Consider the following 26046-nt stretch of genomic DNA (forward strand, 5'->3'; position numbering starts at 1 on the left):
GGTTTCGCTTCGAATACCGGAGGATTCCTGCGGCATTCGTTGCATGCTCCGGATTTCGCCCGCACACGGACGCGTTCAGGGGAGCTCACGAGCGGAGCCTCAAGCCGCGTGGCGTCGGCATGAAGCCGGCGGCCGTGAGCGCCTCGCCGAACGGCGTGCCCAACACGAACTCGCCGCCGACGGTCTCGATGGTCAGAGTCGAGATGCGGCCGCGGTGGATCGCGTCGGCGAGGGCGCGCGTCGCCGGCCACATCACCTCGGGATCGTGGTCGAACAACAGCGTCGTCTTGCCGCCGCGCTCCACGTACAGGGCGAGCGCGCCGTCGACCATCACGACGATGGCACCCGCCTTGCGTCCAGGGCGGTGTCCCGTGGCGGAAACGGCCGAGCCCGCGGCGGAGGTCGTCGGCCACGGCAGCGCAGCACCGTACGGATTCGCCGGATCCGTCGCCGCCAGCGCGACGGCCTGTCGCGGCGGCTCGAGCGTGGAGTCCAGGGTGAACGTGCGCAGGCGATCCACGGTCGCGCTCGTGGCGAACTGCGCGGCGCCCAAGGTCTCGACGAAGTATCCGCGACGGGCGCGTCCTGACTCCTCGAATCCGCTGAGCACGCGGTAGGCGAGCGCGAAGCCGCCCGGCTGGTTCTCGGCCATGACGGACCCTCGCGTGACGACGCCGTAGCGGTCGAGCAGCGTCTCGGCTGCGGCTTTCGCCCGCACCGTGGCATCCGATTCGGCGTTCGACAGCGGGAGCGGCAGGATCGACCAGCGGCCGGCCGTCGTGGGCGGACCGGAGCGGACGGATGCCGCGCGCAGCCCGTCCGCGAACGTCGGACGCGCGTAGGCGCGCGGCATCCGCATCCTGGCCCTCGGCGTCGCTCGTTGCGGCTTGTGCGCACCGCGACCTCCGGTGAGAGCGCGGAGCGGTGCGAACGTGTCGTTCGTGACGAGCCCGGCCCAGACGAGGTCCCAGAGGGCGGTTGCGAGCGCGTCGTCCTCGAGCGAGCCCACGGCATCCGCGAGCTGACGGAAGAAGAATGCGCCGCCGGCACCGAGCGCTGACAGCACCTCGCGCTGCAGCTCGTCTGTCGAGTGCTCGGGCGGCGCGATCATCGTCAGCGGCGCGCTGTCGGCGAGGTGCAGGCTCACCCAGCCATCGTTCCCCGGCAGCGATCCGCTGCCGCTCCACAGCACTTCGCCGCTCGCCGTCAGCTCGTCGAGCATCGCCGGCTGGTAGTCGGCGATGCGCGACGGCAGGATCAGGCTCTCCCATGCCGACGCGGGAATACGCGTGCCGGCGAGCTGCTCGACCACGGATGCCACGGCATCCACGCCGCGCAAGGTGCCTCCCACGTGCTGCCAGTCGGGCAGGAATCGGGCGAACGCCTTCGGCTCGACGGGCTCGACCTCGTGCCGAAGCGCGGCGAGGGACATGCGGCGGATGCGCCGCAGCACCTCGGAGTCGCACCATTCCGTGCCGGCGGCGTTGGGCCGGAACTCGCCCTCGGTGATGCGTCGGTCCTGGGCGAGCCGGCGGAGCGTGTCGTGGGCAACAGCGGATCCGAGTCCGAAGCGGGAAGCCGCGTCGGTCACCGTGAACGGACCGTGCGTGCGCGCATAACGGCCGAGCAGATCGCCGAGCGGATCGGCGACCGGTTCGACGAAGGCCGTCGGCACGCCGATGGGCAGCGGGACGCCGAGCGCGTCGCGCAACCGCGCAGCATCCTCGATCGCCGCGTACTGCTCGGCGCCGGCGATGATGACGCGCAGCGCGCGCTTGGCGGAGACGAGCTCGTCGAGCGCGCTGGAGCTAGGAGCAGAGGCCATTTCTGGCCCCTGCCGTGACGCCAGCGCCGACCGCCGTCCCGGCGGTCGGTTGCCGCCGGGAGCGACCGCATCAGGCGGCCGGTCCTCCTCCGCGTCATCTCCAGCCGCTTCGTACCCTGCCGCGTCCGCGTCGGAATCCGCAGCGACGCGTTCGAGCGACCACCGCTCGGCGACCTCGTCGACGGTGAGCGGGCCGAGCAGGCGGAGCAGATCGGCGACGCCCTCCAGTCCGAACATCCGCCGCTCCGGCGTCAGGCGTTGCACCTCGCGCTCGATGCGTTCGATGACCGCCGGATCGAGCAGCTCGCGCAGTTCGGCGCGTCCGAGGAGCTCGGACAGCAACGAGGCATCGACCGAGAGCGCGGCGGCCCGTCGCTCGGCGAGCGGGGTGTCGCCCTCGTACATGAACGAAGCGACATATCCGAAGAGCAACGACCGGGCGAAGGGCGACGCCTCTTCGGTGGCGACCTCCACGATCCGGATGTCCCGCGCGGCGATCCGTGTCGCGATCCGTCGCAGCGATGGCAGGTCGTAGACGTCCTGCAGGCACTCGCGCATGGTCTCGAGGATGATCGGGAACTGCGGATGCTTGCGCGCGACATCCAGCAGCTGCGCCGATTTCTGGCGCTGCTGCCACAGCGGCGCCCGCTTGCCCGGGTTGTACTTGGGAAGCAGCAGGGCTCGTGCCGCGCACTCGCGGAAGCGCGAGGCGAAGAGGGCGGATCCGCCGACCTCCTCCGTCACGAGCTGCTCCAGCTCGTCGGCCTCGAAGATGAACAGGTCGGCGCCAGGGGGCTCGGTCTCGGCATCGGGGATGCGGACCACGATGCCGTCGTCGCTGGCGATGCTGGATCCGTCGAGTCCGAGCCGTTCCTGGATCCTGGCCTGTACCGCGAGCGCCCACGGCGCGTGCACCTGCATGCCGTATGGGGAATGCAACACGATGCGCCAGTCGCCGAGCTCGTCGCGGAAGCGTTCGGCGACGAGCGTACGATCCGTCGGAAGGTGTCCCGTGGCCTTCCTCTGGTCGTCGAGGTACGCGAGGAGGTTGCCGGTTGCGAACTCGTCGAGACCGGCGTTCGCGGCGCGGGCACGGGCATCCGCCTCCTTCGCCGAGGAGATCTCGCGCACGAAGCCGCCGACCGCCTCGCCCAGCTCGGCGGGTCTGCCGATGCCGTCGCCCTTCCAGAACGGGAGGCGCCCTGGCTCGCCGAACGCCGGCGAGACGAGCACTCGGTCGTGGGTGATCTCCTGGATGCGCCAGCTCGTCGCGCCGAGCGCGAACACGTCGCCGACCCGTGACTCGTAGACCATCTCTTCGTCGAGCTCGCCGACGCGGCGTCCGCCCTTTGCCGGGTCGGTCTCGTCGGTGGTCCCGACCATGAACACGCCGAACAGGCCGCGATCGGGGATCGTGCCGCCGCTCGTCACCGCGAGGCGCTGCGCGCCTGGGCGCCCGGTGAGGATGCCGCGGTCGCGATCCCACACCACCCGCGGTCGCAACTCGGCGAACTCGTCGCTCGGATACCGTCCCGCGACGAGGTCCAGCGTCGCGTCGAACGCGCTGCGCGGCAACGTCGCGAACGGTGCGCTGCGACGCACGGTGTCGAACCATCCGTCGACGTCGAGCGGATCCAGTGCGGCGGCTGCCACCGTCTGCTGCGCCAGGATGTCGAGCGGATTCGCCGGCACCTTCAGCTCCTCGATGAGCCCGGCGATCATCCGCTCGCTCGCCACCGCCGAATTGACCAGGTCGGAGCGGTGCTTGGGGAAGAGGACCCCCTTGGACACCTCCCCCACCTGGTGCCCTGCCCGTCCGACGCGCTGGAGTCCGCTCGCGACGGATGGCGGCGCCTCCACCTGCACGACGAGGTCAACTTCGCCCATGTCGATGCCGAGCTCGAGGCTGCTGGTGGCGACAACGCAGCGGAGGCGTCCGCTCTTCAGGTCGTCCTCGATGACGGCGCGTTGTTCCTTGCTGACGGACCCGTGGTGGGCGCGAGCCAGGATGCCGGCGTCGTCGTCGGCATCGCTCCCCGACGTCCACTCGTTCGGGCGCCTGCGTTCGTCGACGGTGGCGTTCGACCAGTGCGCAGACGGATCCGTGCCCGCGCGGCTGCCGCGGCGGTCGCCTCGTGTCTGGCCCGATCCGCCCATCAGCTCGGCGGGCGCCCGGCGGGTACGGCGCATGCCGGCGGTCGAGCTTGGGGCTACGACGGCCGTGCCGTTGGGGGGCGAAACCAGCCCGATGGGAAGCCCAGCAGAGCTGATTTCGACGGGCTGGGCCAGCGGCACGTCCGGTTCGCGTTCCGCGGTATCGACGAGGCGCTCCTGATAGATCTCGTTCATGCGGGCCGTGAGGCGTTCCGCGAGGCGCCGCGAGTTCGCGAACACGATCGAGGACCTGTGCTCGAGCACGCGGTCGACGATCGCCTCTTCGACGTGCGGCCAGATCGAGCCGCCTTGCGGCGCCTGGTCGTCTTCGTGCGCAGCGGGACTGACAGCGCGCATATCCTCGACCGGGACGACCACCCTGAGGTCGAACCGCTTCTGCGACGGCGGCGAGACGATCGTGACCGGATTCCGGCCGCCGAGGAATCGTGCCACCTCCTCCGGCGGCCGGACCGTCGCCGACAGCCCAACGCGCTGGGCGGGTTTCGGGAGCATGGCATCGAGCCGCTCGAGCGAAACCGCGAGGTGGGCGCCGCGCTTCGTCGCCGCCACCGCGTGCACCTCGTCCACGATGACCGTCTGCACGTCGGCGAGCGTCTCGCGCGCCTGCGAGGTGAGCATGAGGAACAGCGACTCGGGAGTCGTGATCAGGATGTCGGGCGGATGCGAGAGCAACGCGCGACGATCCGAGGCAGGCGTGTCACCGCTGCGAACTCCGACCGTCACGTGCGGCGGCTCGACGCCGAGCCGCTTCGCGGTCTGGGTGATGCCGACGAGCGGAGATCGCAGGTTGCGCTCCACATCGACGCCCAGGGCCTTCAGGGGAGAGATGTACAGGACGCGGGTACCGCGCTTTTCCGGGCGGCCCCTCGACCCTTCGGCACGCTCAGGACGACGCTCGGTTCGCTCCCTCAGGGAGCTCGAATCTGTATGCATCAGCCGGTCGATCGCCCAGAGGAACGACGCGAGCGTCTTGCCCGAGCCCGTCGGGGCGACGACCAGCGTGTGTTCGCCGCGGGAGATGGCATCCCACGCACCGAGCTGTGCAGACGTGGGCGCGTCGAACGCCCCCTCGAACCACGCACGCGTGGCAGGGGAGAAGCGCTCGAGCACGTCGCCCATCGACAAATCTCAACACATGCGCCCGACACTCGCCCCGTCGGGCGGGCATCCCGACGGCCCAGCATCATGGTGGGTTGGTATCACGACCGGTCCGCATCGCGTCTGCCCGTCCACGTGCTCGCGTGGGTGAGCGGACCCATCGGCGACGGATGGTCAGGTGGGCCCCGCGCACCGGGCCCGATGTCGGCGCCGGGGGCTAGCGTCGGCACATGCACACGTTTCTGATTCCGGGACTCTGGCTCGACGCATCCTCGTGGGATGCCATCAACCCCGCCCTCGAGGCGGCGGGCCATCACACGCATCCGCTGACCTTGCCGGGCCTGGAATCGGATGCCGCCGACCGCTCGCACATCACCCTCGACTCCCACATCGACTACGTGACGCATCTCATCGACGAGGTGCCGGCCGACGAGAAGGTCGCGCTCGTCGCACACAGCGGGGGTGCACTCGTCGCGTACGGTGCGATCGATCGGCGTGCGGATCGCGTCGACCGCGTCGTGTATGTGGACAGCTGGCCGGGCGGTGAGGGATCCATCGTGAACGACGAGGTCCCGCACGACGACGTCGACATGCCGTTCCCCGGATGGGACGCCTTCGAGGAGGCCGACATTCGCGACATCACGCCAGAGCTCGGTGAGGAGATCGCCGCGCACACGCATCCGTCGCCGTCTCACGCGGCCATCGATCCGCTCCATCTCACCGACGAACGACGGCTCGAGGTCCCGGCCACCATCGTGATCTCGACGATGCCGGCTGAGCAGATGCAGGAGTTCCTCGACCAGGGCGCGGCGTGGCTCGGCGACACCGGACGACTGTCGTCGTTGCACGTCGTCGATCTGCCCACCGGGCACTGGCCGCAGTACACGAAGCCGGGCGAGCTGAGCGAGCTCGTGGTGGAGGCGCTGGGCGACTGAGCTCGTCGACGCCGCGACCCTGAAGCGGGGAGGGCGCGAGTGGTCGCTGTCCTGCGAAGTGCCGCCGACCCGAGCAGTGTGCGAATGGGCCGTCGGCGCTGTCGGAATCCGTGAGAGCATGATAACAATTAAAAGTACTTTAATGCTCTAAAATCGGGAGACTCGGCGTGAACGACCCATCGGCTGCGGCACGCAGCATCCGCCTGGCCGACAGCTCCGCCGTGCTGATCGACATGCTCGAGCCGAGGACCGACGCGGTCGCCACCCGCCGCGTGCTCAAGGCACCCGGGTTCCGTCTCGTGCGGATCACGCTCGACGCCGGCCAGACGATGCGGGAGCACGAAGCAGCCGTGCCGATCCTGATCCAGGTGATCTCGGGCTCCGTCGACATCGACGTCGACGGGGTGACCGAACGGTTCGAGGCAGGCGGCATCCTCTACATCGCGCCTCACGTGCGGCATGCTCTGCACGCCGAGCAGAGGTCCGATGTGCTCTTGACTCTCGCCGACGCTTCAGCGCGGGTGCCTCACGATGGGGCGGGCGTCGGCGAGACCTCTGTTGCGCACCAGGATCCGGCGGGCGAGTCGCCGGCCGAGGCCGGTGGCGACCGCGGTGAGGCTGCGGCAGATCCGGATCCGCACGGACCCGACCCCGAGCACCGCGCGCGGCTCGAGGCTGCAGTGTGCGAGTGCGGCGTTGCGCAGGAAGAGGCGTTCCCCGAATTCGACGTGCGTGGGGTGCCGCACGCCATCCGGCACGCCACGGTGTTCGGCGCACTCGATTCGCTTGCGGAGCGCGGTGGACTCGTGCTCGTCGCTCCCCACGATCCGGTCCCGCTGCTCGGGCAGATCCGCGAACGCACGGGCGACGGGTTCACCGTCACATACCTGGAGCGCGGCCCGGAAGCGTGGCGCCTGCAGTTCGTCCGCACGGGTGTCCGTCAGGCGGCATGAACGCTCGCTACTCTCGCTCGTTCTTTCTGATCGGGTCGGCGTTCGTCGTGCTCGGCGGCCTCGTCTCCGCCGTTTCTACCCCGCTGGCCCTCGAGCGCGGGCCCTGGCTCTCCGCCTACCTCGTCCTGGTCTTGCGGGGTGTCCCAGTGCCTGTTCGGCATCGTGCGTGACCGGCTCGCGCCGTCGCCGATGACACGGTTCGGATTCGCCCTCGAAGTCGTGTGCTGGAACGTCGGCAGCGCGGCGGTGATCGTCGGCGGTCTCGCCGGGATGCCCCCGGCCGTCGCCACCGGCAGCGCGCTCCTCGTTGTGGTGCTGGTCCGGCAACTGCTGCAGCTGCGCTACCGGATCCCCGGCCTGCGTCGGTCGGCGTGGCTGTACGGCATCGTCGTCGCGGTGCTGCTGGTGAGCATCCCCACCGGCATCGTGCTCTCGGCGGTGAGGCCGTGAGCGGCATGCCATCAGCCGGATGTCGTGAGTGCGGTGCTCGCATCGGAACGAATGGGCGGTGTGCAGTTCCGTTCAGCGGTCTCGGCGACAACGGGCATCCGTAAGATCAAGCCATGGAGGTGCGCACGCCAGACCCCGATCCCGATCCCGACGACACGCCGTCGGGCGACGGCGTCCTGCCCGGTGTCGGGCCGGGATGGCTCAGCGACCTCGAGCTCGAGCAGGTGCGGCAGCGGATGCCGATCCTCTACGTCGAGGCCGTTCCCGTTCGTGTCGATGGGCTCGGTCAGGTCACCGAAGTGGGGCTCCTGCTGCGCGCGAACGCGCTCGGCGAGATCACCCGCACCGTGGTCTCCGGTCGCGTGATGTACGGCGAGACACTCAGGGATGCGCTGTTCCGGCACCTCGAGAAGGATCTGGGTCCGATGGCCTTCCCACAGCTCCCGGCCAGTCCCGTGCCGTTCATGGTCGCTGAGTACTTCCCGATCCCCGGGGTGTCCGCGTTCCACGACGATCGGCAGCACGCCGTCTCGCTCGCGTACGTGGTTCCGGTGACCGGCACGACGGAGCCGCGGCAGGATGCGCTCGAGCTCACCTGGATGACGCCGGCCGAGGCATCCGCTCCGCAGGTCGCAGCAGAGCTGGAGGGCGGCCGCGGAACGCTCGTGCGGGCTGCACTGGCGTCCGTCGGAGTGCTGCCCTGACGGATCGGCCGACGCCGAGAGTCGGACTCGGCGGATGCCCGTCAGCGCGCGGGGCGGACCATTCGGATCTCGTGCGCCGGCTCCCCGCCGAACGTCTCGACGCGGCTCGTGCCGTCTCTCTCGAATCCGTTGCGCCGGTAGAACGCCTGGGCTCGCGGGTTGTCGCCGAGCACCCAGAGGTAGGCGGGATCCGTGCCGAGTGCGGCCTCGATGAGCCGCTGACCGGCGCCGGATCCGTAGGTCTCGCGCAGCACGTAGATCCCCTGGAGTTCGGTGGACTCCGGGGCGTCTGCATCGCGAGCGGGACCGGACGATGCCCAGCCCACGATCCGCGTTCCGGTGATCCGCGAATCATCCTCGGCCACCCACACGTGGGCGCCGCCCGCCAGGATCCGCTCCCAGCGCGTCGCCCGCACGCTCACGCGAAGGCTCTCGAGCAGGAACGACGAGAACACGTGCGCGTACGCCTCTCGCCACGACCGCACGTGAACCCTGGCGATGCCCAGTGCGTCGGCCTTCGTCGCTGCTCGAACGGTGATGACCGCGTGCTCGACATCCGACTGCGCACTCTCGCCCACGTGTGCACCCTATCCACGTGAGCACCCGAGGGAGTGCTCGCGCGGCCGCAGGCCTCTCCAGCGTGCCCGTCGCGGGTTTCGGCAACACGACCTAGTCTGTTGCGGTCGCCCGGTGCCGCTGAACCGGGAACGCACAACGTCGAGGGGAGCCGTGTGAAGCCGTTGACCGCAGAGGACATTCGTTCGTCGTTCGTGAACGCGACGCCGGAGCAGCTCGACCGGCTGCCGATTCCCGGCATCCACGAGACGCTGTGGGACGAACGCGAGTTCCTCGGCTGGCGCGACCCGCAGGCATCCCATCTCGGCTACATCGTGCACTGGATGGACGATCGTCCCACCGGCATCGTGCTGCGCGCCGCGAGCGGCGGCCTGCGCCCAGGCATCGCCGCCATGTGCTCCTTCTGCCACTCGGCGCAGCCCGCGACCCAGGTGCGGATGTTCACCGCACCTCGCGCAGGCGAGGCCGGCCGCAACGGCAACACGATCGGTTCGTACATCTGCGACGACCTGGCGTGCTCACTGCTCATCCGCATCACGCCGCCGCACGCCCAGTCGGCCGAGCACCTCGCGGAGCGAGCGGATGCGCTGCTCTCGCGGGTGCAGAACTTCACCGCGACCGTCATGAAGACTGCGTGAGAGACGCCGGAATCGCCTAGCGTTGACCGCGTGAACTCTCCCGTCGACGCCACCACCACACCCGCCTGGGCCGAGCTCGAGGCCCACAAGAACTCGTTCGCGCCGGACCTCCGCGGCTGGTTCGCCGCCGATCCCGGCCGAGTCGAGCGCCTCAGCTTCCCGCTGGCCGACCTGCACGTCGACCTGTCGAAGAACCTCGTGACCGACGAGATCGTGGCCTCCCTCGTGCGGCTCGCCGAACAGGTCGGCGTCGCCGAGCGGTTCCGGCAGCAGCTCGCAGGCAGCCACATCAACACGACCGAGGACCGCGCCGTTCTGCACACCGTACTGCGCCGGCCCGCGGATGCCGCACCCGAACTGGTCGTCGACGGCCAGGATGTCGACCACGACGTGCACGAGGTGCTCGACCGCATCGCCGCGTTCGCCGATCGGGTGCGCTCCGGCGACTTCGCCGGCGTCACGGGCAAGAGGGTCGCGACAGTCGTCAACATCGGCATCGGCGGATCCGACCTCGGACCCGTCATGGTCTACGAGGCGCTCAAGCCCTACGCGGACGCCGGCATCGAGGCCCGCTTCATCTCGAACATCGACCCGACCGACCTCGCCCAGAAGACCGCCGGCCTCGATCCGGAGACGACGCTCTTCATCGTCGCGTCCAAGACGTTCACCACGCTCGAGACGCTGACGAACGCGCGGCTCGCGCGCGACTGGCTGTGGGCGGGACTGGCGGCATCCGGCGCCATCTCCGATGACGAGCAGAGCAAGAAGGATGCCGTCGCCCACCATTTCATCGCCGTCTCGACCGCGCTCGACAAGGTCGCCGACTTCGGCATCGACACCGACAACGCGTTCGGGTTCTGGGACTGGGTGGGCGGACGCTACTCCGTGGACTCCGCCATCGGCACGTCGCTGGCTATCGTGCTCGGGCCGCAGAACTTCGCCGACTTCCTCGCCGGATTCCACGCCGTCGACGAGCACGTGGCATCCACTCCGCTCGAGCGGAATGTGCCCGTGCTCATGGGCCTGCTCAACGTCTGGTACTCCAATCTGCTCGGCGCCCAGTCGCACGCCGTGCTGCCGTATGCGCAGCTGCTGCACCGCTTCCCGGCCTACCTGCAGCAGCTCACCATGGAGTCGAACGGCAAGTCCGTTCGCTGGGACGGCTCGCCCGTCACGACCACAACGGGCGAGGTCTTCTGGGGCGAGCCGGGCACGAACGGACAGCACGCGTTCTACCAGCTGATCCACCAGGGCACCAGGCTCATCCCTGCCGACTTCATCGCGTTCGCGAACCCGGCGTATCCGCTGAAGGACGGCGACCGCGACGTGCACGGCCTGTTCCTCGCGAACTTCCTGGCGCAGACGAAGGCGCTCGCATTCGGCAAGACGGCCGAAGAGGTCGAGGCCGAGGGCACGACCGGCGCGCTCGTCGCAGCCAGGACGTTCCCCGGGAACCGGCCGACGACATCCATCATGGCGGCAGCCCTCACACCACGCGTGCTCGGCGAGCTGATCGCGCTGTACGAGCACGTCACGTTCACGCAGGGCGTCGTGTGGGGCATCAACTCCTTCGACCAGTGGGGTGTCGAGCTCGGCAAGCAGCTCGCCCTGCAGATCGCTCCCGCGATCGAAGGCGATGCGGATGCCGCTGCCGCACAGGACGCGTCCACTCGCGCCCTCCTGGACTACTACCGCAGCCACCGCGACTGAGGTCGTCGCAGCCGTCGGTGGGAAGGGCTCCTGACGGGTTGTGGCTGACGACGGCTTGTTCGCGTGAGGCTGACGACGGCCTGTTCGCGCCGACGACCGCTCGTTCCGCACCGTCGTCCGGTCGCCCGGCAGCCACCGGTTGTTCGTTCCGAAGGATATGAGGGCCCTCGAGTGCATATGGCGCTCGGTCCGCTGAATGTCCTTCGGAACGAACGACCGTCGGATCGGCGAGACGGACGGCCGACGGCTGGATCAGCTCCCTCGACCGTGAACGGTACGGCACGATTCGGCGACGGCCGGACGACCACGTGGGGAACATGACAGACGACCACGTGGGCAACACGACAGCAAGGTCAGAAGCGTGGCCCTACCCTGTGACCCATGGTTGAAACGATCACACCCAAGGTCTGGTTCATCACGGGAACCTCGCGCGGCTTCGGTCGTGCCTGGGCGGAGGCGGCGCTGGAGCGCGGCGACCGCGTCGCGGCGACCGCGCGAGACGCTTCCTCGCTCGACGCCCTGGTGCAGAAGTACGGCGACCGGGTGCTGCCCATCCAGCTGGATGTCACGGATCGCGCCGCCGACTTCGCCGCCGTCGCCCAGGCGCACGAGCGCTTCGGACGCCTCGACGTCGTCGTGAACAACGCCGGATACGGACACTTCGGATTCGTCGAGGAAGTCACCGAAGACGAAGCACGCGCCCAGCTGGAGACCAACGTCTTCGGCGCGCTGTGGATCACGCAGGCGGCGCTGCCGATCCTGCGGGCGCAGGGCAGCGGACACATCGTCCAGGTGTCGTCCATCGGCGGCATCAGTGCATTCCCGCTCGTCGGCATCTACAACGCCTCCAAGTGGGCGCTCGAGGGATTCAGCCAGGCACTTGCGCAGGAAGTTGCGCCGTTCGGCGTTCACGTCACGCTCGTGGAGCCCGCAGCGTTCGACACCGACTGGTCCGGATCATCGTCCAAGCACTCCGTGCCGTTGCCCGGATACGACGAGGTTCACGAGCAGGTCGCGGCGGCGCGCGCGAGCCGGAATGCCGAGCCGGGCAGCGCTGAGGCGTCTGCCGCAGCGCTCCTCCAAGTCGTCGACGCAGACAAGCCGCCGCTGCGCGTGTTCTTCGGCACCAGCCCGCTCACCACGGCGAAGAACGACTACGCGTCGCGGATCGCCGAATGGGAGGAGTGGCAGCCGGTGGCGGAGCGGGCGCAGGGTTCTCGCTAGCTAGGTATCTGGGTGACGCGGGGATGGGGAGGCATCCCTCAGGCAAGAACGGGGGCCCCTGCACCCCGATTGCCTGAGGGATGCCTCCCCACCCCCGCTCTGTTCCGCTGACCGGGTGGGTGCGCCACCGGTGTTGGGGAGGAAGAGATGGGGCAAGAACTGGGGGCCCCTTTACCCCGATTGCCTTGAGGATGCCTCCCCACCCCCACTCTGTTCCGCTGGGTTGGCTCGCCATCGGTGGTGGGAGTGGAGGGGTAAGAACCGGGGCTCTGCACCCCGATTGCCGTGAGTGAGCCTCCCCACCCCCGCTCTGTGCCGAGACGTGGGTTGGCTTCGCCGCCGATGGTGGGAGTGGAGGGGCAAGGAGCGGGCCATGCTCCCGACCGCATTGCGGCGTTGGTCAGAGGTGGGAGAGGACAGTGACCGGATCGGACGCGGAGAGATCGTGCAGGTGGGCGGTGACGCTGCGCCGGAGCGGTTCGTGCTGCTCGCCGAGTCGTGTCGGTGCGTTGCTCCAGTTGGCGAGGTCGTAGAGCCAGACCGGTCGCCGGACCAGGTCGGCGGGCTCCCAGTCGTAGCGCGGCCAGACGTGCGCGTGCACGAAGGCGTCGGCGTTGCCGAGAATGTCGATGTTCACCCGTCGGAACGCCGGATCGGCTTCACGGCACGCGCGCTCCACCGCCGTCGCCAGAAGGTCGACGTCGGCGAGGAACTGCACTCGTTCCGTACGCGGCATCTCCGACAGCGCCTTGGCATGGGGATCCTTGCCGAGGAGCACGCAGTACCCGGGCAGGAACTGCACATCTCCGATGACGGCATACCCGCTCTTCAGTTCGGCCAGCACGGTGGGATTCTCGACGCGCGCGGCTGAGCCCATCCGATCCTCACGCCAATCCATGAGCACCGACCATATCCGACACGGGATGGGTGGCCACCCTTCCGGATCAGGACTCCGTATGCGCACTGGTCGCTGGGGCGGGCGGTGAGAGTGAATGCTCGTTCACGACCCGCCCGTGCGGGCTGCACTCAGCGTGGAGCTGGCGGTGGCGCGCGGAAGAATCGCTCACCGCGTGCTTTCGCCTCATCGGGCGTCGTGTTCCGGTTTCCGGCGGCGTTCGGGATCCGGGTTCCAGGCCGCATCCAGCGCGAAGATGGCTTGCTCCAGTGTGAGTCCGCGGGCTTGTGCCGTGTCGGCGTAGTCGAGCGCGGAGTCGAGGACGTCGGGATATTGGTCCGCGTCGATGCTCACTCGTGTTCCGGCGCGACGTGCGGTGGTGACGAGTCCTTCACTCTCGAGGAGCTGGTATGCGCGGGCGACGGTTCCAGGGGCGATGCGGAGGTCGCGAGCGAGTTGCCGCACAGTCGGCAGCTTCTGGTCGACGTGGAGGATCCCGGTGAGGATCTGCGCCGCGATCTGCGTCCTGACCTGTTCGAACACGGGGACGGGGTCCGAGTCATCGATGCTGATCACGTGGTGACCGGATCCGTCGGAGAGACCACAGTGAGGGGAATCCCGCGGCGGATGCGCCGGGCGATGACCAGCACGATGGTGAGGGAGACAGCCACCAGAACGACTCCGAAGACGACCTCGGTCACACCGATGGCGAATGCGGGCTGCGCGTAGTGGACGCCGACCTCGCGACACATCGAGCCGTTCGGTCCGGTCGAGCGGCAGTCGCCGACGACCGGGAATCGCGAGAGCGCGGCGTAGCTGCTGCCGACGGTCCAGGACATGATTCCGACGCCGAGGATCATCGCCACGCTTCCGGTCAGAACGATCACTCCGGTCTGCCATGACCGCACGGCTCGGTCGACTCCGGCCACGTCGTGGATCCCCGGTCCGGGCGCTGCTCTCACCCGCAGGACGGCCGCGACGATCGCGCCGGCAACACCCAGCACCGCGATGACGACGGCGAAGACATACCCGGGACCGGGATAGGCGATCGCATCCGAGTTTCCTGCACGTGTGACGGTCAGTATCGTTGGGCCGCCGGAGACGGAGTCCTGCACGGCCATGCCGACCGACACGGTCAGAGTCAACAGTGCGAGCGCGGCAACCGCGAATCCGACCAGCTGTCTCGGTAGCGCGTGCGCCTGCTCGGTGAGGAGCTCGGCCTCTCGTCTGTTCGACACTGCACTCCACCGCGCGGCCGGACGCACTGCCACGACGATCGCGATCACCGCGGCTCCGGCCAACGGTGCGAACACCAGTAGGGCGCCCGACGCCGGCGGCAGCGGCGTGAATCCGCTCGTGGACCATCGGAACAGACCAGTCGGCCCGATGCCGGCGATGCTCAGGCCGACGGCAGCCAGGACCGCGACCGCGAGACCGGCCAGGCCTGCCCACACCATGAGCCGTTGCGTGTCGTGCACGACAGAAGCCACTGACTTCGCCTCGGGGCTCGACGTCGATACGGCTTCGTCTCCGCGGAGGAGAGCCCGTCGGCGTGCTCGGTCGACTACGGCCGCGACGCAGACGCAACTGATCAGACTCACCAACCAGGGAACGACCAGCTCAGCCACGACGCCTCCCGAATATGTATCAGCAGGCTAGTACAAATGCCCACAACGCGGGCAAGATCGCAGTGATCCAGGAGATCGTCCACCGGGTGCGCGCCGAACGCGGACTGCCGTCGGTATTCGTCGACGACAAGGAACCCGCGCGTCTTCTCGCTGGCGGTTCCAAGACTCAGAGGCGAAGGCACTTCAACGTAGCGGGCGCGCACCGGAGAGTCGAGGGAGGTCACGTCCGCCGTCACCACTCTGCGACGGGCGGCACGGTGACGACCCCGACGATGTGCTCGTATCGGCTCCTGGCAGCGAAGTCTTCCCAGGACCAGATCGCAGGCCGTCCCTCTTCGGCGCACAGGTGCAGGAGCTCGTCGCCGATGATGACGGCAACATGAGCACCCCACGCTGCATTCGAGTCGCTGAACAGCACCAGATCCAGATCCTGAGCCTCGTCGCGATCGCGGTGCGGGAACGTCGGATCCTCCCACAGTTCGCTCGAGCGATGTGGGGCGACGTGTCGGTCGAAGAGTGCCAAGACCGCGTAGGCGTACCGCTGGCAGTTGGCGCCCAATGCCAAGGGGGGCGCATCCGCAGCCTGCGGATGCGCCGCGTGGCGATAGGGTGCCATCGTTGCCCACGCCGGCCATCCACCAGGCGCGGTGAGGCGCCGGTCGAGGTCTTCCGTCGATAGCTGCGTCACGGCTCGATTTCAGCACAGGACGCCGCGCGGCCGTCAGCCCTGCGCTCGGCGCGAGCCGTGGCCGCGAGAGGTTCCGGAGTTCGGGCGCACGACGTCGCCGACCCGGATGCCCGCGCGAGCGCCGCCGCGACCGCTTGCGTTCTGTCCGTGGCGGGCTCCGCCCCGCGCGCCGGTCCCCTGCGACGTGGTGCCTTGCGTGTTCGAGTTCTGCCTGTTCTGGCTCTGCGAGTCGGCGCTCCGCGTGCTCGATCCCTGCGTGTTCGCGCCCCTGGCGCCCTGGCGCTGGGATCCGCGGCCGCCGGACTGCTGCGCCTGGCCGCCGTTGCCGCGCGAGCGGCCTCCGCGACGGCCGCCGCCGGAACCATCCGTGCGGCGCTCCGCCTGCTCTGTGCCCGCCTGCCTTGCGCCCTGCTGCCTGGGGTTCTTCGGAGCGTTGCCGCGTCCGCCGCCCTGCTGCACCTTCGGTGCCGGCTTCACGTAGGGGGCGACCTCACCGACGAGCTCGGTCACCTCGCGCGAGTTCGCGGTCACCGCGACCGGCGTGACGGAGATCGCCGCCTTGCGCAGAATCTGGCGGAGATCCGCCTTCTGGGAGGGCAGCGAGATGGTCACGACATCACCGGTGGCGCCGGCACGTGCCGTACGGCCGGAGCGGTGCAGGTACGCCTTGTGCTCCATGGGCGGGTCGACGTGCACCACGAGCTCGACGTCGTCGATGTGCACGCCGCGGGCAGCGACATCCGTCGCCACCATGACGCGCACGCTGCCGTCGCCGAACGCGGCGAGGTTGCGATCGCGCTGCGGCTGCGACAGGTTGCCGTGCAGGTCGACGGCGGGAATGCCCGAGTCGGTCAGCTTCTTGGCAAGGCGCTTGGCGTGGTGCTTGGTGCGCATGAACAGGATGCTGCGCCCCTTGCCCGAGGCGAGCGTCTGAATGAGGTCGCTCTTCGCATCGAGGTCGGCGACCTCGAACACGTGATGCGTCATGCGGTCGACGTGACTGGTCTCGTCGTCGACGGAGTGCATCACGGGAGAGTGCAGGAAGCGCTTCACGAGCTTGTCGACGCCGTTGTCCAGCGTCGCCGAGAACAGCAGGCGCTGACCGGAGCCGGGCGTCTTGTCGAGGATGCGCGTGACGACCGGCAGGAAGCCAAGGTCGGCCATGTGGTCGGCCTCGTCGAGCACGGTGATCTCGACGGCGTCGAGGGAGACGAATCCCTGCTTCATGAGGTCTTCGAGGCGCCCGGGGCAGGCGACGAGGATGTCGACACCGGCCTTCAGCGCATCAACCTGGCGCTTCTGATTGACGCCGCCGAACACGGTCGTCGTCGTCAGGTTGTAGGCCGCGGCGAGCGGCTCGAAGGTGGCGGCGATCTGCGACGCGAGCTCACGTGTGGGTGCGAGCACCAGGGCGAGCGGATGCCCGGCACGGCGCTTTCCGCCGGCCAGCGTGGTGCCGAGGCGCGCCGCGATCGGCAGCGCGAAAGCGATGGTCTTGCCGGATCCGGTCTTGCCGCGGCCCAGCACGTCGCGTCCGGCGAGCGTGTCGGGAAGCGTGTCGGCCTGGATCGGGAACGCCTCGGTCTTGCCTTCGCGCGTGAGCGCGGCGACGAGGGGGGCGGGAACTCCGAGATCGGAGAAGGAAGTCATGGGGGTGCCTTTCAGGCAGGCAGCCGCGGGTCGGGTGCGGCTGGGATGGTGCTTCAGCGCGGTTGTGCTGTGGTGTTGCGGCGCAGGCGAGCCTGCAGCGCTGATGCTGGAACATGGCGAAGGCGCCGGGAAGGCGCATCCGTTCGCCGTGAGAAGGAATCTTTCGCGACGGTCGGACAAGCCGGACCGGGTCGCGCGGTGATGCGCTCTGACGACGCAGGCGGTGCCCATCGATGGGACCGCAAGAATCTCCAGGATAACAGGCGGGACGTGTTTGCTCCGAATCCACGGGAGGAGTCCCTCGTGTTGCTGCGCCATTTGCGCACTCTTGCGCCGGACAAGCCGGACCGGGTCGCGCGGAAATGGCGCGACCGCAGGGCGACCTCCGGTGTCGGTGACGGCCGACTAAACTTGACTGTCCTGACTTCGAACCGGGGGGATGCGTGCACGAATCGGAGCTCGACCGCGAACGTGACGTCGTCGCGGAGCTGTACGGCAGACTCGATTCCCTCCGGGAGGACACGGTGCAGCGGCTGGCCGCCGTACGACGTCAGACCGCGGGAGGCACGCACCAGGCGCGCGGGGAGCGGGATGCATACGCCCGTCTCTACGAGGACCGCATCCTGCAGCTGCGCGAGGTCGAGCCACGACTCGTGTTCGGACGGCTCCAGCTCGAAACCGATGACCGGCGGGCGGCTTCGACCCTTGGACACGCTCAGGGCGGGCCGAGCTCAACCGGCGGAGGTGCTGCCGGCGGCGAGGATCCACTGCGGGATCCGCTGCTGCGCTACGTGGGACGGATCGGGCTCCGCGACGACGACGAGCACACGGTGCTGCTCGACTGGCGCGCCCCGCAGGCGAGCGCCTTCTACCAGGCGACGGCCGCCAACCCGCTCGGCGTCGCCGCCAGGCGCCGATTGACCATGCGTGACAGGAACGTGCTGCGCGTGGACGACGAGGTGTTCGACGCCTCGCTCTTCGCCGAGGCGGGCACCCGTCCGGACGAAGTGTCGGGCGATGCGGCGCTGATGGCGGCGCTGATGGCCCAGCGAACGGGTCGCATGAACGACATCGTGGCGACGATCCAGTCGGAGCAGGACAGAATCATCCGCTCCGAACTGCGCGATGCGCTGGTCGTGCAGGGCGGCCCCGGAACAGGCAAGACGGCGGTGGCGCTGCACCGCGCCGCCTACCTGCTGTACGCGCACCGGCAGAAGCTGCAGGCATCCGGCGTGCTCGTCGTGGGGCCGACGCGCGCGTTCCTCACCTACATCGAGGAGGTGCTGCCCGCCCTCGGCGAAACCGGCGTGGTGATGCAGAGTCTCGGCGAGCTGTTCCCTGGCGTGAGCGCGGACACGGATGACACACCTGCGGTCGCGCAGCTCAAGGGCTCCAAGCAGATGGTGAACCTGCTGCACCGTGCCGTCGAGGCCAGGCAGAAGGTGCCGGCGGAGGCATCCGTCATCGAGGTGGACAACGAGCGGATCGTCGTCGAGCCTGCACTCATCGCGGATGCCGTGCGGCGCGCCCAGCGCACAGGCAAGCCGCACAACGTGGCGCGGATCACGTTCGTGAAGAACGCGCTCACGGCACTCACCGCCCAGCTCGCGGAGCAGCTGAGGGGCCGCGGCCAGACGCTCGACGAGGAGGACCTCGCCGTGCTGCGCGAAGACGTGCGCACCAGCTACGACGCGCGCGTTCTGCTCAATACGGCGTGGCTGCCGCTCACACCGCAGAAGCTCCTCGGCGATCTGTACGCACGGCCGCAGTGGCTCGCCGAGCTGACGCCGACGTGGAGCGAGGAGAAGCGCGCACTGCTGCACCGGTCGCGGGACGCCGCCCTCACGGTGAGCGACATCCCGCTGCTCGACGAGGCCGCGGAGGTGCTCGGGGAGGCGCCGGACGTCAGGGATCAGGCAACACGTCAGGCGGCGAAGGAGCAGCGCAAGCGGGATCTGCGCGTGGCGAAGGCGGCGATCGCGGATGCCGGTGCCGAGTCCTTCGTGACCGCCGAGCAGTTGGTGGAGCAGGCCGAAGCGCACGGCGACGGGCTCACGACGGCCGAGCGGGCGGCATCCGATCGCACCTGGGTCTACGGGCACGTCGTGGTGGACGAGGCGCAGGAGCTGAGCCCCATGCAGTGGAGGCTGCTGGTGCGGCGGTGTCCGATGAAGTCGTTCACGATCGTTGGCGACATCGCGCAGTCGTCATCGGCGCACGGCGGACGCAGCTGGGCGGATGCCGTCGGTCCCCTCTTCAGGAACCACTGGCGTCTCGAGGAGCTCACCGTCAACTACCGAACGCCGGCGCAGATCGCCCGCCCGGCCGAGGAGTTCGCGCGAGCGAGCGGACTCCCGATCACGCCGGCGCGCGCGGTACGCGAGGGTGACTGGCCGGTGCGGGAGGTCGCGTCCGGAACGTCGGACCTGGCGTCCGCGGTCGTCGAAGCCGCCGCGTACGACAGAGGCGTGGACGACTCAGGAGCCCTGGCGGTGATCGCGCCGACGGCGCTCATGGACTCCGTGGCGGATGCCGTCGCATCCCGTTTCGGCGCCGATGCGGGTCGCGGAGCATCCGGCCTGGTGAAACCGATCGTGGTGCTCACCGCACACGACGCGAAGGGCCTGGAGTTCGACGCGGTGGTGATCGCGGATCCGGACGCCGTCGTCGCGGAGTCGCCGCGCGGGGCATCCGCTCTCTACGTGGCCATGACCAGGCCGACGCAGCGGCTCACCCTGGTGCGCCCGGCCTCTCGTTGAGACCGTTCGCTCTGCCGCTGGCTTGCGGCGGTGTTCCCGACAACCAGGTCCGCGTCGCGTTCCGTCTTCAGGTGTACGGGTGTCTGGAGTGCGATATGCGCTCTGCCCGGCTCATCACCTGATGACGGAACACACGACAGAGAACGCGGCACAGGCCCCGATACGATTTCCGAGTGAAGACACCCCTGCATCCCGATGACCCCACCCAGCAGCCGTACGAAGTGCGATTCGACTGGGGTCGCGAGGGACTGCGCGGCATCGCGCACGGTGCGGGCGTCATCGTCGTCATCGACGCCATCTCGTTCACGACGACCGTCGAGATGGGTGTGGCTCTGGGTCTCGAGGTGCAGCCGTACGCCGGCCTCCGGCACGAGGCGGAGCAGGCGGATGTCGCGGGCGCGTTCGGCGACGCCCGCCTCGCCGGCCGACGTGGAGACCCTGGCGTATCGCTGTCGCCGTCCAGCATGACGGCGGACAACGTTGCGGCCTTCGGTGCAGCCCGTGCGGTCGTTCCATCGCTGAACGGATCCCGCCTCACGGCGCTCGCCGCGACCTACGGGGTGCCGGTCGTGGCCGCGACGCTGCGCAACCGCACCGCCGTCGCGCAGTGGATCTTCGACTACCAGCAGCGCATCGGCCGCCGCGCGATGGTGTCCGTCGTGGCGGCGGGTGAGACGCGCACCGATGAGACGGTCCGCTTCGCCGTTGAGGACATGCTCGCCGCCGGTGCCGTCATCGACGCGCTCGGCAAGCTCGGCATCGACGCCTGCTCGCCGGAGGCTGCTGCTGCGTGCGCTGCCTACACGGGGCTCGCGCGTGGCATCCGGCACATGTTCACCGCCTCGGTGAGCGGCGGCGAGCTGCTCAAGGACGACCAGCGCGAGGACATCGAGGTGGCCTTCCAGACGGATGTCTCGACCACCGTTCCCGTGCTCGTCGACGGCGTCTACGTGGATGCCGCCGCGGAGCGGATCGCCTCGATGCAGTGATCCGCCCCGCAGGGACCCCCTTCGTCACGTCTGGGGCGTGGATCCGCTCCCCGTGAGGTCGAGCTCCTGGTAGGTCGCCCCTTTGGCGTCGATCTGCGTGATATAGCCGGCCAGCACCACGGCGCCGTCCGAGATGGAGCCGTACGTCCCGCTTCGTCCATCGGGGAGCGTGATCGTGGACCGGAAGGCGACGGCGCCGGGAGACGTCGTCACGACCGGGAATCCGGTGCCGTCCCAGGGGCCGACCTCGAACGTTGGCGCCTTGTCGAGGGTCCAGGTCTGATTCGTGAGGGTGCCGCCGCTGGGGTGCAGATCCTGCTGCCCGTACACGCATCCGGTCGGCTTCGAGGATCCGGAGGCCAGGCAGGATGCCAGCCACGAGTTCACCGCGGACAGAGCCGTCGCGTTGGCCTGGTCCGTGAGCCACACGGTGAGCTTCGGCGTCTTCGCCGCCTTCATCCCCGGATAGTACTGACCGGTGAGCAGATCGGCCGCGTAGACCGGATCCGTCCCCGAGAGCCCGATCATGTACGTGCCGGGCAATGCCCTGAGATGCACCAGGCCGCGCGCGGTGATGTCCCGCGATCCGTCTGCATAGATGCTGGCATCCCTCGGACCGTTCAGCTGCACGGTCACCTCGCCGGGCGAGAAGGGCACGAGCCGCCATCGCGGGAAGAACAGGAAGTCGTTGCCGCTCGTGCGCAGCTGGAAGGTCTGGGTCGTCCTCTTCGACCCGAACGTCAGGTGCGCGACGACCGTGGCTGTGGATCCCTTGCGCTGCGGCGGCGAGATGGCGTAGTGCGTGAGCGTGTTCTTCGCGTCGTCGTAGGCGTTGAAGTCGAGGAGCACGTCGGTGCGCTTCGCGGTGTATCCGGATGCCTGCAGCGCGTCGTCGACGTTGCCCACCCGGAGCGCCTCGAGGTAGCTGCGCACGGGGATGCGCGCGTCGTGCTCGAAGGTCTGGCCGACGGTCCAGCTGACGCCGAGCGCGAAGGCGCCGATGATGGCGAGGGATCCGAGCGGGATCAGGGTCCAGCCGAGTATCCGCCAGCGGCGTCGTCGGCGTGCTGGGGCGGGCGAGGCGGATCCTGCGGCGGCGGACGTCGCGACGGCCGGTTCGGCGGAGTTGGTCTCGGTGGGGCCGGTTTCGGTGGGGCCGGTTTCGGTGGGCTCGGGTTCGGAGGGGGTCGTTCCAGCTGGGGCTGCCGTCGGGTCGGGTTCGCTGATGGTGCTGTCGGTGTCGGTGCTTTCGGTGGGGGCTGGTTCGGGTTCGAGCGATGCCGACGAGTCGGCGGGAGCGATGGTCAGGGGATCCTCCTCGTTGAGTTGCTGACCATGACTATGGCACCGGCGATCACCGCCGACAACGGGCCGTTCGGCCCTCCTTCAGGGGCCATTCTCCTGTGCGAAACACCACCCGTCCACTGCTCGGAGACGGACGCGACATCAGCTCACGCCGTGGGCAGAGTTTCCTTGCCCGACCAGTCGATCGAGACGAAGGTCGCGGTGCCGTTCGCGTCGAATCCGGTGATGTGGCCCGCCACCTGCACGGCGACGGGATCCTGCGACGTCAACGTGCCGTAGCGTCCGTCGGACGTCGAGGCGTCGGCGCTGAACGTCGCGGATCCGGCCGCTGTCGTCGTGACCGTCCAGCCGGTGCCATCCCAGTCGCCGATGTCGAAGGCGGGGGAGTCGACCAGGGTCCAGTGCTGGTTGGTGAGAGTGACGTCCGGATAGTCGTCGATGAGGCCGAAGCTGCATCCGTCCGGCTGGATGGACTGCTGCGCGATGCACGCGGCGACCCACGCCTTCACTGCGGCCGACGCGGACGCGACGCCGGCATCCGTGAGCGTCGCCGCGATGTTCGCCGTGCCGGCCGGCGTGCTGCTCGACTCATCGCCCAGCGTCGTCACCGGCAGCTGCTTCGACATCGCCTGGTACGCCGGGTTGTCGGCGAGCGTCACGGCATAGGTGCCCGGAAGCACGTCCAGATTTGTGGACCGTCCGCCGACCCCGGAGATCGCCGTGCCGTTCACGCGGAGGGCGGCCCCATCAGGTGCAGCCAGAGAGACGGCGATGTGCGGAAGCGTGATGGGCTTCAGCGTCCAGTGCGGGAAGAAGAGCAGGTCGGTGCCGCTCTTGGTGAGCAGCAGGGTATCCGTGTGCCGGTTGCCGTCCTGCGTGTAGGTCACCTCGACGCTCGCAGCCGAGTCCCCGGTGCTGCCCTTGGCGATCGTGTATCCGGTGATGCGGTCCTGCGTCTTCGCGTAGACGGCGTCGGTGACGAGCGGACTGTGCGTGTCGATGCTTCCCAGCGCGACCGCCTTCTTCACGTCGCCCTTGACGAGGGCGTCGAGGTAGGGGCGAGCCGCCGCCTGCGGGGTGTGCGATGCGGTCTCGGACGCGAACCACACGGCCCCGAGCACGATCACGGCGAGCAGCGCCACTCCACCGCCGATGAGTCCGACGAGGAGGCCGACGCGCCTGCGCCGCAGCTTCGATCCACCGGGAGACGCTGTGGGACCCGGATACGGCTGCAGCTGCGGATCCTGCCGGGTCCCGGGCTGCCGAGCCCCCGGATACGGTTGCGGCATCGGTTGCTGCGCGTCAACGTGCTGCGGGTCACCGGGCCGGTCATCGTCGATCATGTGTCCCCAGAGGATGAGAGCTTCAGGGAGCGTCATCCGCTCCACCCGACGTGCGCTGTGGAAGTGCGGGCGTGGACAGCCTAGGACACTGCGTGTCGGTCGCGAGACGCACCGCGGCCGGAGGGAATGGCATCCCCGCCCAGCGGGTTGGCGTCCTCAGTGGCAGCCTGAGCATGGAAGGGATGGCCCACTGTGAAAGCTGTAGTGAACGACACCGTGATCGCCGAGGCTCCGGTCGAGGACCTCATCAAGATCGAGGGCAACTGGTACTTTCCGCCGTCGAGCGTGAAGACCGAGCTGCTCGAGAAGAGCCCCACGCCGTACACGTGTCCGTGGAAGGGCGAATGCCAGTACTTCACCGTGAACGCCGGCGGACAGCGTCTTCAGGATCGGGCGTGGAGCTATCCGACGCCGTATCCGACCGCGTTCGACCGGGTGGGCAAGGACTTCAGCAACTACGTCGCCTTCTGGAAAGAGGTCGAGGTCGTCTGAGCTGCGCCGGGACTGGCGGCCGAGACAGCCGCCAGCGCTGGCGTCGCGGCGGAGGCCAGAAATGGCCTCCGCTTTCAGCTCCAGCGCGCCCCGCCCGGCGCACCGCTGTTGGCGCGATGCGTGGTGGCGTTGGTCGCGGCGTACACGCCGCCGCGACGTGGAGCGTCTTGCGTCCTTGAGGCGGTGCCGGTCACCGGTGAAGGCGCAACGGAGGCCCCGGCCGCAGGATGTGCATCCGCGCGGTGCACGCATCAGCCTGGCACGACGACGGCGCGGGTTCCCGCATCCGAAGCGGCGGTCCATGCCTCCTCGATCCGGCTGAGCGGATAGGCCGACGTCGGCACGCGAACGGTCCCGTTCGCGATCAGGTCGAGATAGACGGGCAGCTGCCGCATGAGCTCCGCCATCGATCCGCTGCCAGCACCGGATCCGCTCAGCCGGATGCGTGTGCTCCGCAGCAGGGCGGCGGGAACGGATGCCTCCGCCCCGGCCAGCGAGCCGATCTCGACGTAGGCGATGTCGCCATCGTCCTCGTCCAGGGTGTGCCGCAGCAGCGCGTCGAAGGTCGCCTCCGCCGGCTCGCCCCACACGAAGTCCAGCACGATGGACGGGCTGCCCTCGCCGAGAGCGGAACGGATGGCAGCGGCATCCGCCGCCCGGTCACCGCTGAGCCGCAGGGTCTCCGCACCGTGCCCGGCGGCAACGGCGAGGCGCTCCGGGTCGCGGCCCGCGCCGATGACCCTGGTCGCGCCGAGCGCGAACGCGTTCTGCACGGCGAGGATCCCTGCGGTGCCCGTCGCTCCGAGCACCAGCACGGTGCCGAGGGATCCGGTCTCGTCACGGCGGGCGTTCAGCGGCATCCAGGAGGACAGCCCCGGGTTCATGCCGGCGGCGACCTGCACAGGGTCGGCTTCGGCGGGCAGCGGCAGTCGGAGTGCGGCCGGGACCGCCATCTGCTCGGCGAGCGTGCCGTACGGCGCGGCGACGAAGCCCGTGTAGATGAGCGTGTCGTCCTTCGTGCGTGCCACCGCGTCGACGCCGGGGATGGCGGGCCAGAGACCGTGCGAGCCGTAGTGGCTCCCGGTGGCGAGCGCCCGCACGACGGGGTGGATGCCCGCCGCGACCAGAGAGACCAGCTCGCGTCCGTCGCTCGTCTCCGGCTCGGCGAAGTCGCCGTAGACCGGTGCGCTGCCCGCGGATTCGATGATTGCTGCCTTCACGATGTGCTCCTTAACGTTGTTAAAGACGATCGTGCCTTAACATTGTTAAAGTGTCAACGGCTCGTTCGTGGATGTCGTATCGATCCACGGGCCGTGACGTGACGTGCGAGGAGGGGCGGTTCCATGCCGAAGGGTCTGTCGAGGGATGCCATCGTGTCAGCGACGCTCGAGCTTCTCGACGAGGTCGGTCTGGAGGGTCTCACCGTTCGCGCGCTGGCCGCGAAGCTCGACGTGAAGGCTCCCGCGCTGTACTGGCACGTGCGCGACAAGGCCGCGCTGTTCGACGAGGTGGCGACCGAGGTGTGGCGAGGCGTCGGCGAGGAGCTCGCCGATGTCGCGGACGGAACCCCCTGGGACGCCGAGCTGCGACGCTTCTGCGACGTGCTGCGCTCCGCGCTGCTGCGGCACCGCGACGGCGCCAAGGCGTTCAGCGGCACCTACCTCACGGACCCGGGCATCCTCGGTGCGCAGGAATCCGGCCTGCAGCGGTGGCTGGCGCAGGGGTTCTCGGTGCGGGACACGGCGCGCGCCTTCGCCCTCGCGAACAGCTTCGTCGTCGGCTTCTGCATCGAGGAGCAGGCAGTGGCCCAGGCGGATGATCGCCAGCAGTACGACCTGCAGGCGCGAGCGGAGCGCGTTGGCGCTGAGGAGCATCCGCTCACGGTCGAAGTGGGCGCGGAGATCTTCGGCGACCGGGACGCGCAGTTCGCCGCGCTCGTCGACCTGGTGGTCGTTGCGGTCGGCGGCACGCGGGGAACGACCCCGGCGGACTGACGGGGTGCGGACCGA

General features: G+C 69.2%; 21 protein-coding genes. 11 read left to right on the top strand and 10 right to left on the bottom strand.

What is annotated here, in order from left to right:
- Positions 1–85: 85 nt before the first annotated feature.
- On the bottom strand, positions 86–5119 hold the full coding sequence (locus ACX9R5_RS06290) for an Lhr family ATP-dependent helicase (RefSeq protein WP_459408143.1): 5034 nt from the start codon (positions 5117–5119) through the stop codon (positions 86–88).
- Between the two features lie 209 nt (positions 5120–5328).
- Between ACX9R5_RS06290 and ACX9R5_RS06295 the strand changes: the two genes are divergently transcribed.
- From ACX9R5_RS06295 to ACX9R5_RS06310, 4 genes are all read left to right on the top strand, one after another.
- On the top strand, positions 5329–6033 hold the full coding sequence (locus ACX9R5_RS06295) for an alpha/beta fold hydrolase (protein WP_459408144.1): 705 nt from the start codon (positions 5329–5331) through the stop codon (positions 6031–6033).
- A 167-nt stretch (positions 6034–6200) separates the two neighbouring features.
- Complete coding sequence (locus ACX9R5_RS06300) at positions 6201–6986, top strand: DUF2249 domain-containing protein (protein WP_459408145.1); 786 nt, start codon at positions 6201–6203, stop codon at positions 6984–6986.
- 138 nt (positions 6987–7124) lie between these two features.
- Positions 7125–7436: a hypothetical protein gene (locus ACX9R5_RS06305; protein ID WP_459408146.1), complete on the top strand. Its 312-nt coding sequence runs from the start codon at positions 7125–7127 to the stop codon at positions 7434–7436.
- 113 nt (positions 7437–7549) lie between these two features.
- Positions 7550–8140, top strand: coding sequence for an NUDIX hydrolase family protein (locus ACX9R5_RS06310; RefSeq protein ID WP_459408147.1), 591 nt, complete (start codon positions 7550–7552; stop codon positions 8138–8140).
- Between the two features lie 41 nt (positions 8141–8181).
- On the opposite strand, the gene ACX9R5_RS06315 is transcribed toward ACX9R5_RS06310, so the two are convergent.
- Complete coding sequence (locus tag ACX9R5_RS06315; protein WP_459408148.1) at positions 8182–8718, bottom strand: GNAT family N-acetyltransferase; 537 nt, start codon at positions 8716–8718, stop codon at positions 8182–8184.
- A gap of 153 nt (positions 8719–8871) precedes the next feature.
- Between ACX9R5_RS06315 and ACX9R5_RS06320 the strand changes: the two genes are divergently transcribed.
- The 3 genes from ACX9R5_RS06320 (at position 8872) to ACX9R5_RS06330 (ending at position 12288) form a co-directional block, all read left to right on the top strand.
- Positions 8872–9354 carry an FBP domain-containing protein gene (locus tag ACX9R5_RS06320; protein WP_459408149.1) on the top strand — a complete coding sequence of 161 codons (483 nt, stop codon included), beginning with the start codon at positions 8872–8874 and terminating at the stop codon, positions 9352–9354.
- A 30-nt stretch (positions 9355–9384) separates the two neighbouring features.
- Entirely contained in the window at positions 9385–11064 is a 1680-nt protein-coding gene (gene pgi / locus ACX9R5_RS06325) for a glucose-6-phosphate isomerase (RefSeq protein WP_459408150.1), read from the top strand.
- A 381-nt stretch (positions 11065–11445) separates the two neighbouring features.
- Positions 11446–12288: an SDR family oxidoreductase gene (locus ACX9R5_RS06330; RefSeq protein WP_459408151.1), complete on the top strand. Its 843-nt coding sequence runs from the start codon at positions 11446–11448 to the stop codon at positions 12286–12288.
- A 400-nt stretch (positions 12289–12688) separates the two neighbouring features.
- Here ACX9R5_RS06330 and ACX9R5_RS06335 read toward each other — a convergent pair whose 3' ends face one another.
- The 5 genes from ACX9R5_RS06335 to ACX9R5_RS06355 form a co-directional block, all read right to left on the bottom strand.
- Positions 12689–13165 (bottom strand): HIT family protein, encoded by a 477-nt coding sequence (locus tag ACX9R5_RS06335; protein WP_459408152.1) that lies wholly within the window; start codon positions 13163–13165, stop codon positions 12689–12691.
- Positions 13166–13369: 204 nt separating this feature from the next.
- Entirely contained in the window at positions 13370–13759 is a 390-nt protein-coding gene (locus ACX9R5_RS06340) for a GntR family transcriptional regulator (RefSeq protein ID WP_459408153.1), read from the bottom strand.
- Positions 13756–14673, bottom strand: a complete 918-nt coding sequence (locus ACX9R5_RS06345) for a hypothetical protein (RefSeq protein WP_459408154.1) — start codon at positions 14671–14673, stop codon at positions 13756–13758. The genes ACX9R5_RS06340 and ACX9R5_RS06345 overlap by 4 nt, the downstream gene beginning before the upstream one ends.
- A 370-nt stretch (positions 14674–15043) precedes the next feature.
- Positions 15044–15499, bottom strand: coding sequence for a hydrolase (locus tag ACX9R5_RS06350; RefSeq protein ID WP_459408155.1), 456 nt, complete (start codon positions 15497–15499; stop codon positions 15044–15046).
- A gap of 33 nt (positions 15500–15532) precedes the next feature.
- A complete protein-coding gene (locus ACX9R5_RS06355; RefSeq protein ID WP_459408156.1) occupies positions 15533–17149 on the bottom strand; it encodes a DEAD/DEAH box helicase in 1617 nt (538 codons plus the stop codon).
- Positions 17150–17592: 443 nt separating this feature from the next.
- Between ACX9R5_RS06355 and ACX9R5_RS06360 the strand changes: the two genes are divergently transcribed.
- The gene (locus ACX9R5_RS06360) at positions 17593–19908 is read left to right on the top strand and encodes a HelD family protein (RefSeq protein ID WP_459408157.1); all 2316 of its coding nucleotides are present in this window, start codon (positions 17593–17595) and stop codon (positions 19906–19908) included.
- Between the two features lie 173 nt (positions 19909–20081).
- Positions 20082–20897, top strand: coding sequence for a 2-phosphosulfolactate phosphatase (locus ACX9R5_RS06365; RefSeq protein WP_459408158.1), 816 nt, complete (start codon positions 20082–20084; stop codon positions 20895–20897).
- Positions 20898–20921: 24 nt separating this feature from the next.
- Here ACX9R5_RS06365 and ACX9R5_RS06370 read toward each other — a convergent pair whose 3' ends face one another.
- Together ACX9R5_RS06370 and ACX9R5_RS06375 are read right to left on the bottom strand one after the other, a co-directional pair.
- On the bottom strand, positions 20922–21830 hold the full coding sequence (locus ACX9R5_RS06370) for a hypothetical protein (protein WP_459408159.1): 909 nt from the start codon (positions 21828–21830) through the stop codon (positions 20922–20924).
- Positions 21831–22348: 518 nt separating this feature from the next.
- Positions 22349–23581 (bottom strand): hypothetical protein, encoded by a 1233-nt coding sequence (locus ACX9R5_RS06375; protein ID WP_459408160.1) that lies wholly within the window; start codon positions 23579–23581, stop codon positions 22349–22351.
- A 156-nt stretch (positions 23582–23737) separates the two neighbouring features.
- On the opposite strand from ACX9R5_RS06375, the gene ACX9R5_RS06380 reads away from it, so the two are divergent.
- A complete protein-coding gene (locus tag ACX9R5_RS06380) occupies positions 23738–24037 on the top strand; it encodes a DUF427 domain-containing protein (RefSeq protein ID WP_459408161.1) in 300 nt (99 codons plus the stop codon).
- Between the two features lie 251 nt (positions 24038–24288).
- Here the strand turns inward: ACX9R5_RS06380 and ACX9R5_RS06385 are convergent, their stop codons facing one another.
- A complete protein-coding gene (locus ACX9R5_RS06385; protein ID WP_459408162.1) occupies positions 24289–25257 on the bottom strand; it encodes a zinc-binding dehydrogenase in 969 nt (322 codons plus the stop codon).
- Between the two features lie 123 nt (positions 25258–25380).
- Here ACX9R5_RS06385 and ACX9R5_RS06390 point away from each other — a divergent pair, with 123 nt between their 5' ends.
- Complete coding sequence (locus tag ACX9R5_RS06390) at positions 25381–26031, top strand: TetR/AcrR family transcriptional regulator C-terminal domain-containing protein (protein WP_459408163.1); 651 nt, start codon at positions 25381–25383, stop codon at positions 26029–26031.
- Positions 26032–26046: the final 15 nt, after the last annotated feature.

The organism is Rathayibacter sp. CAU 1779 (assembly GCF_054551755.1).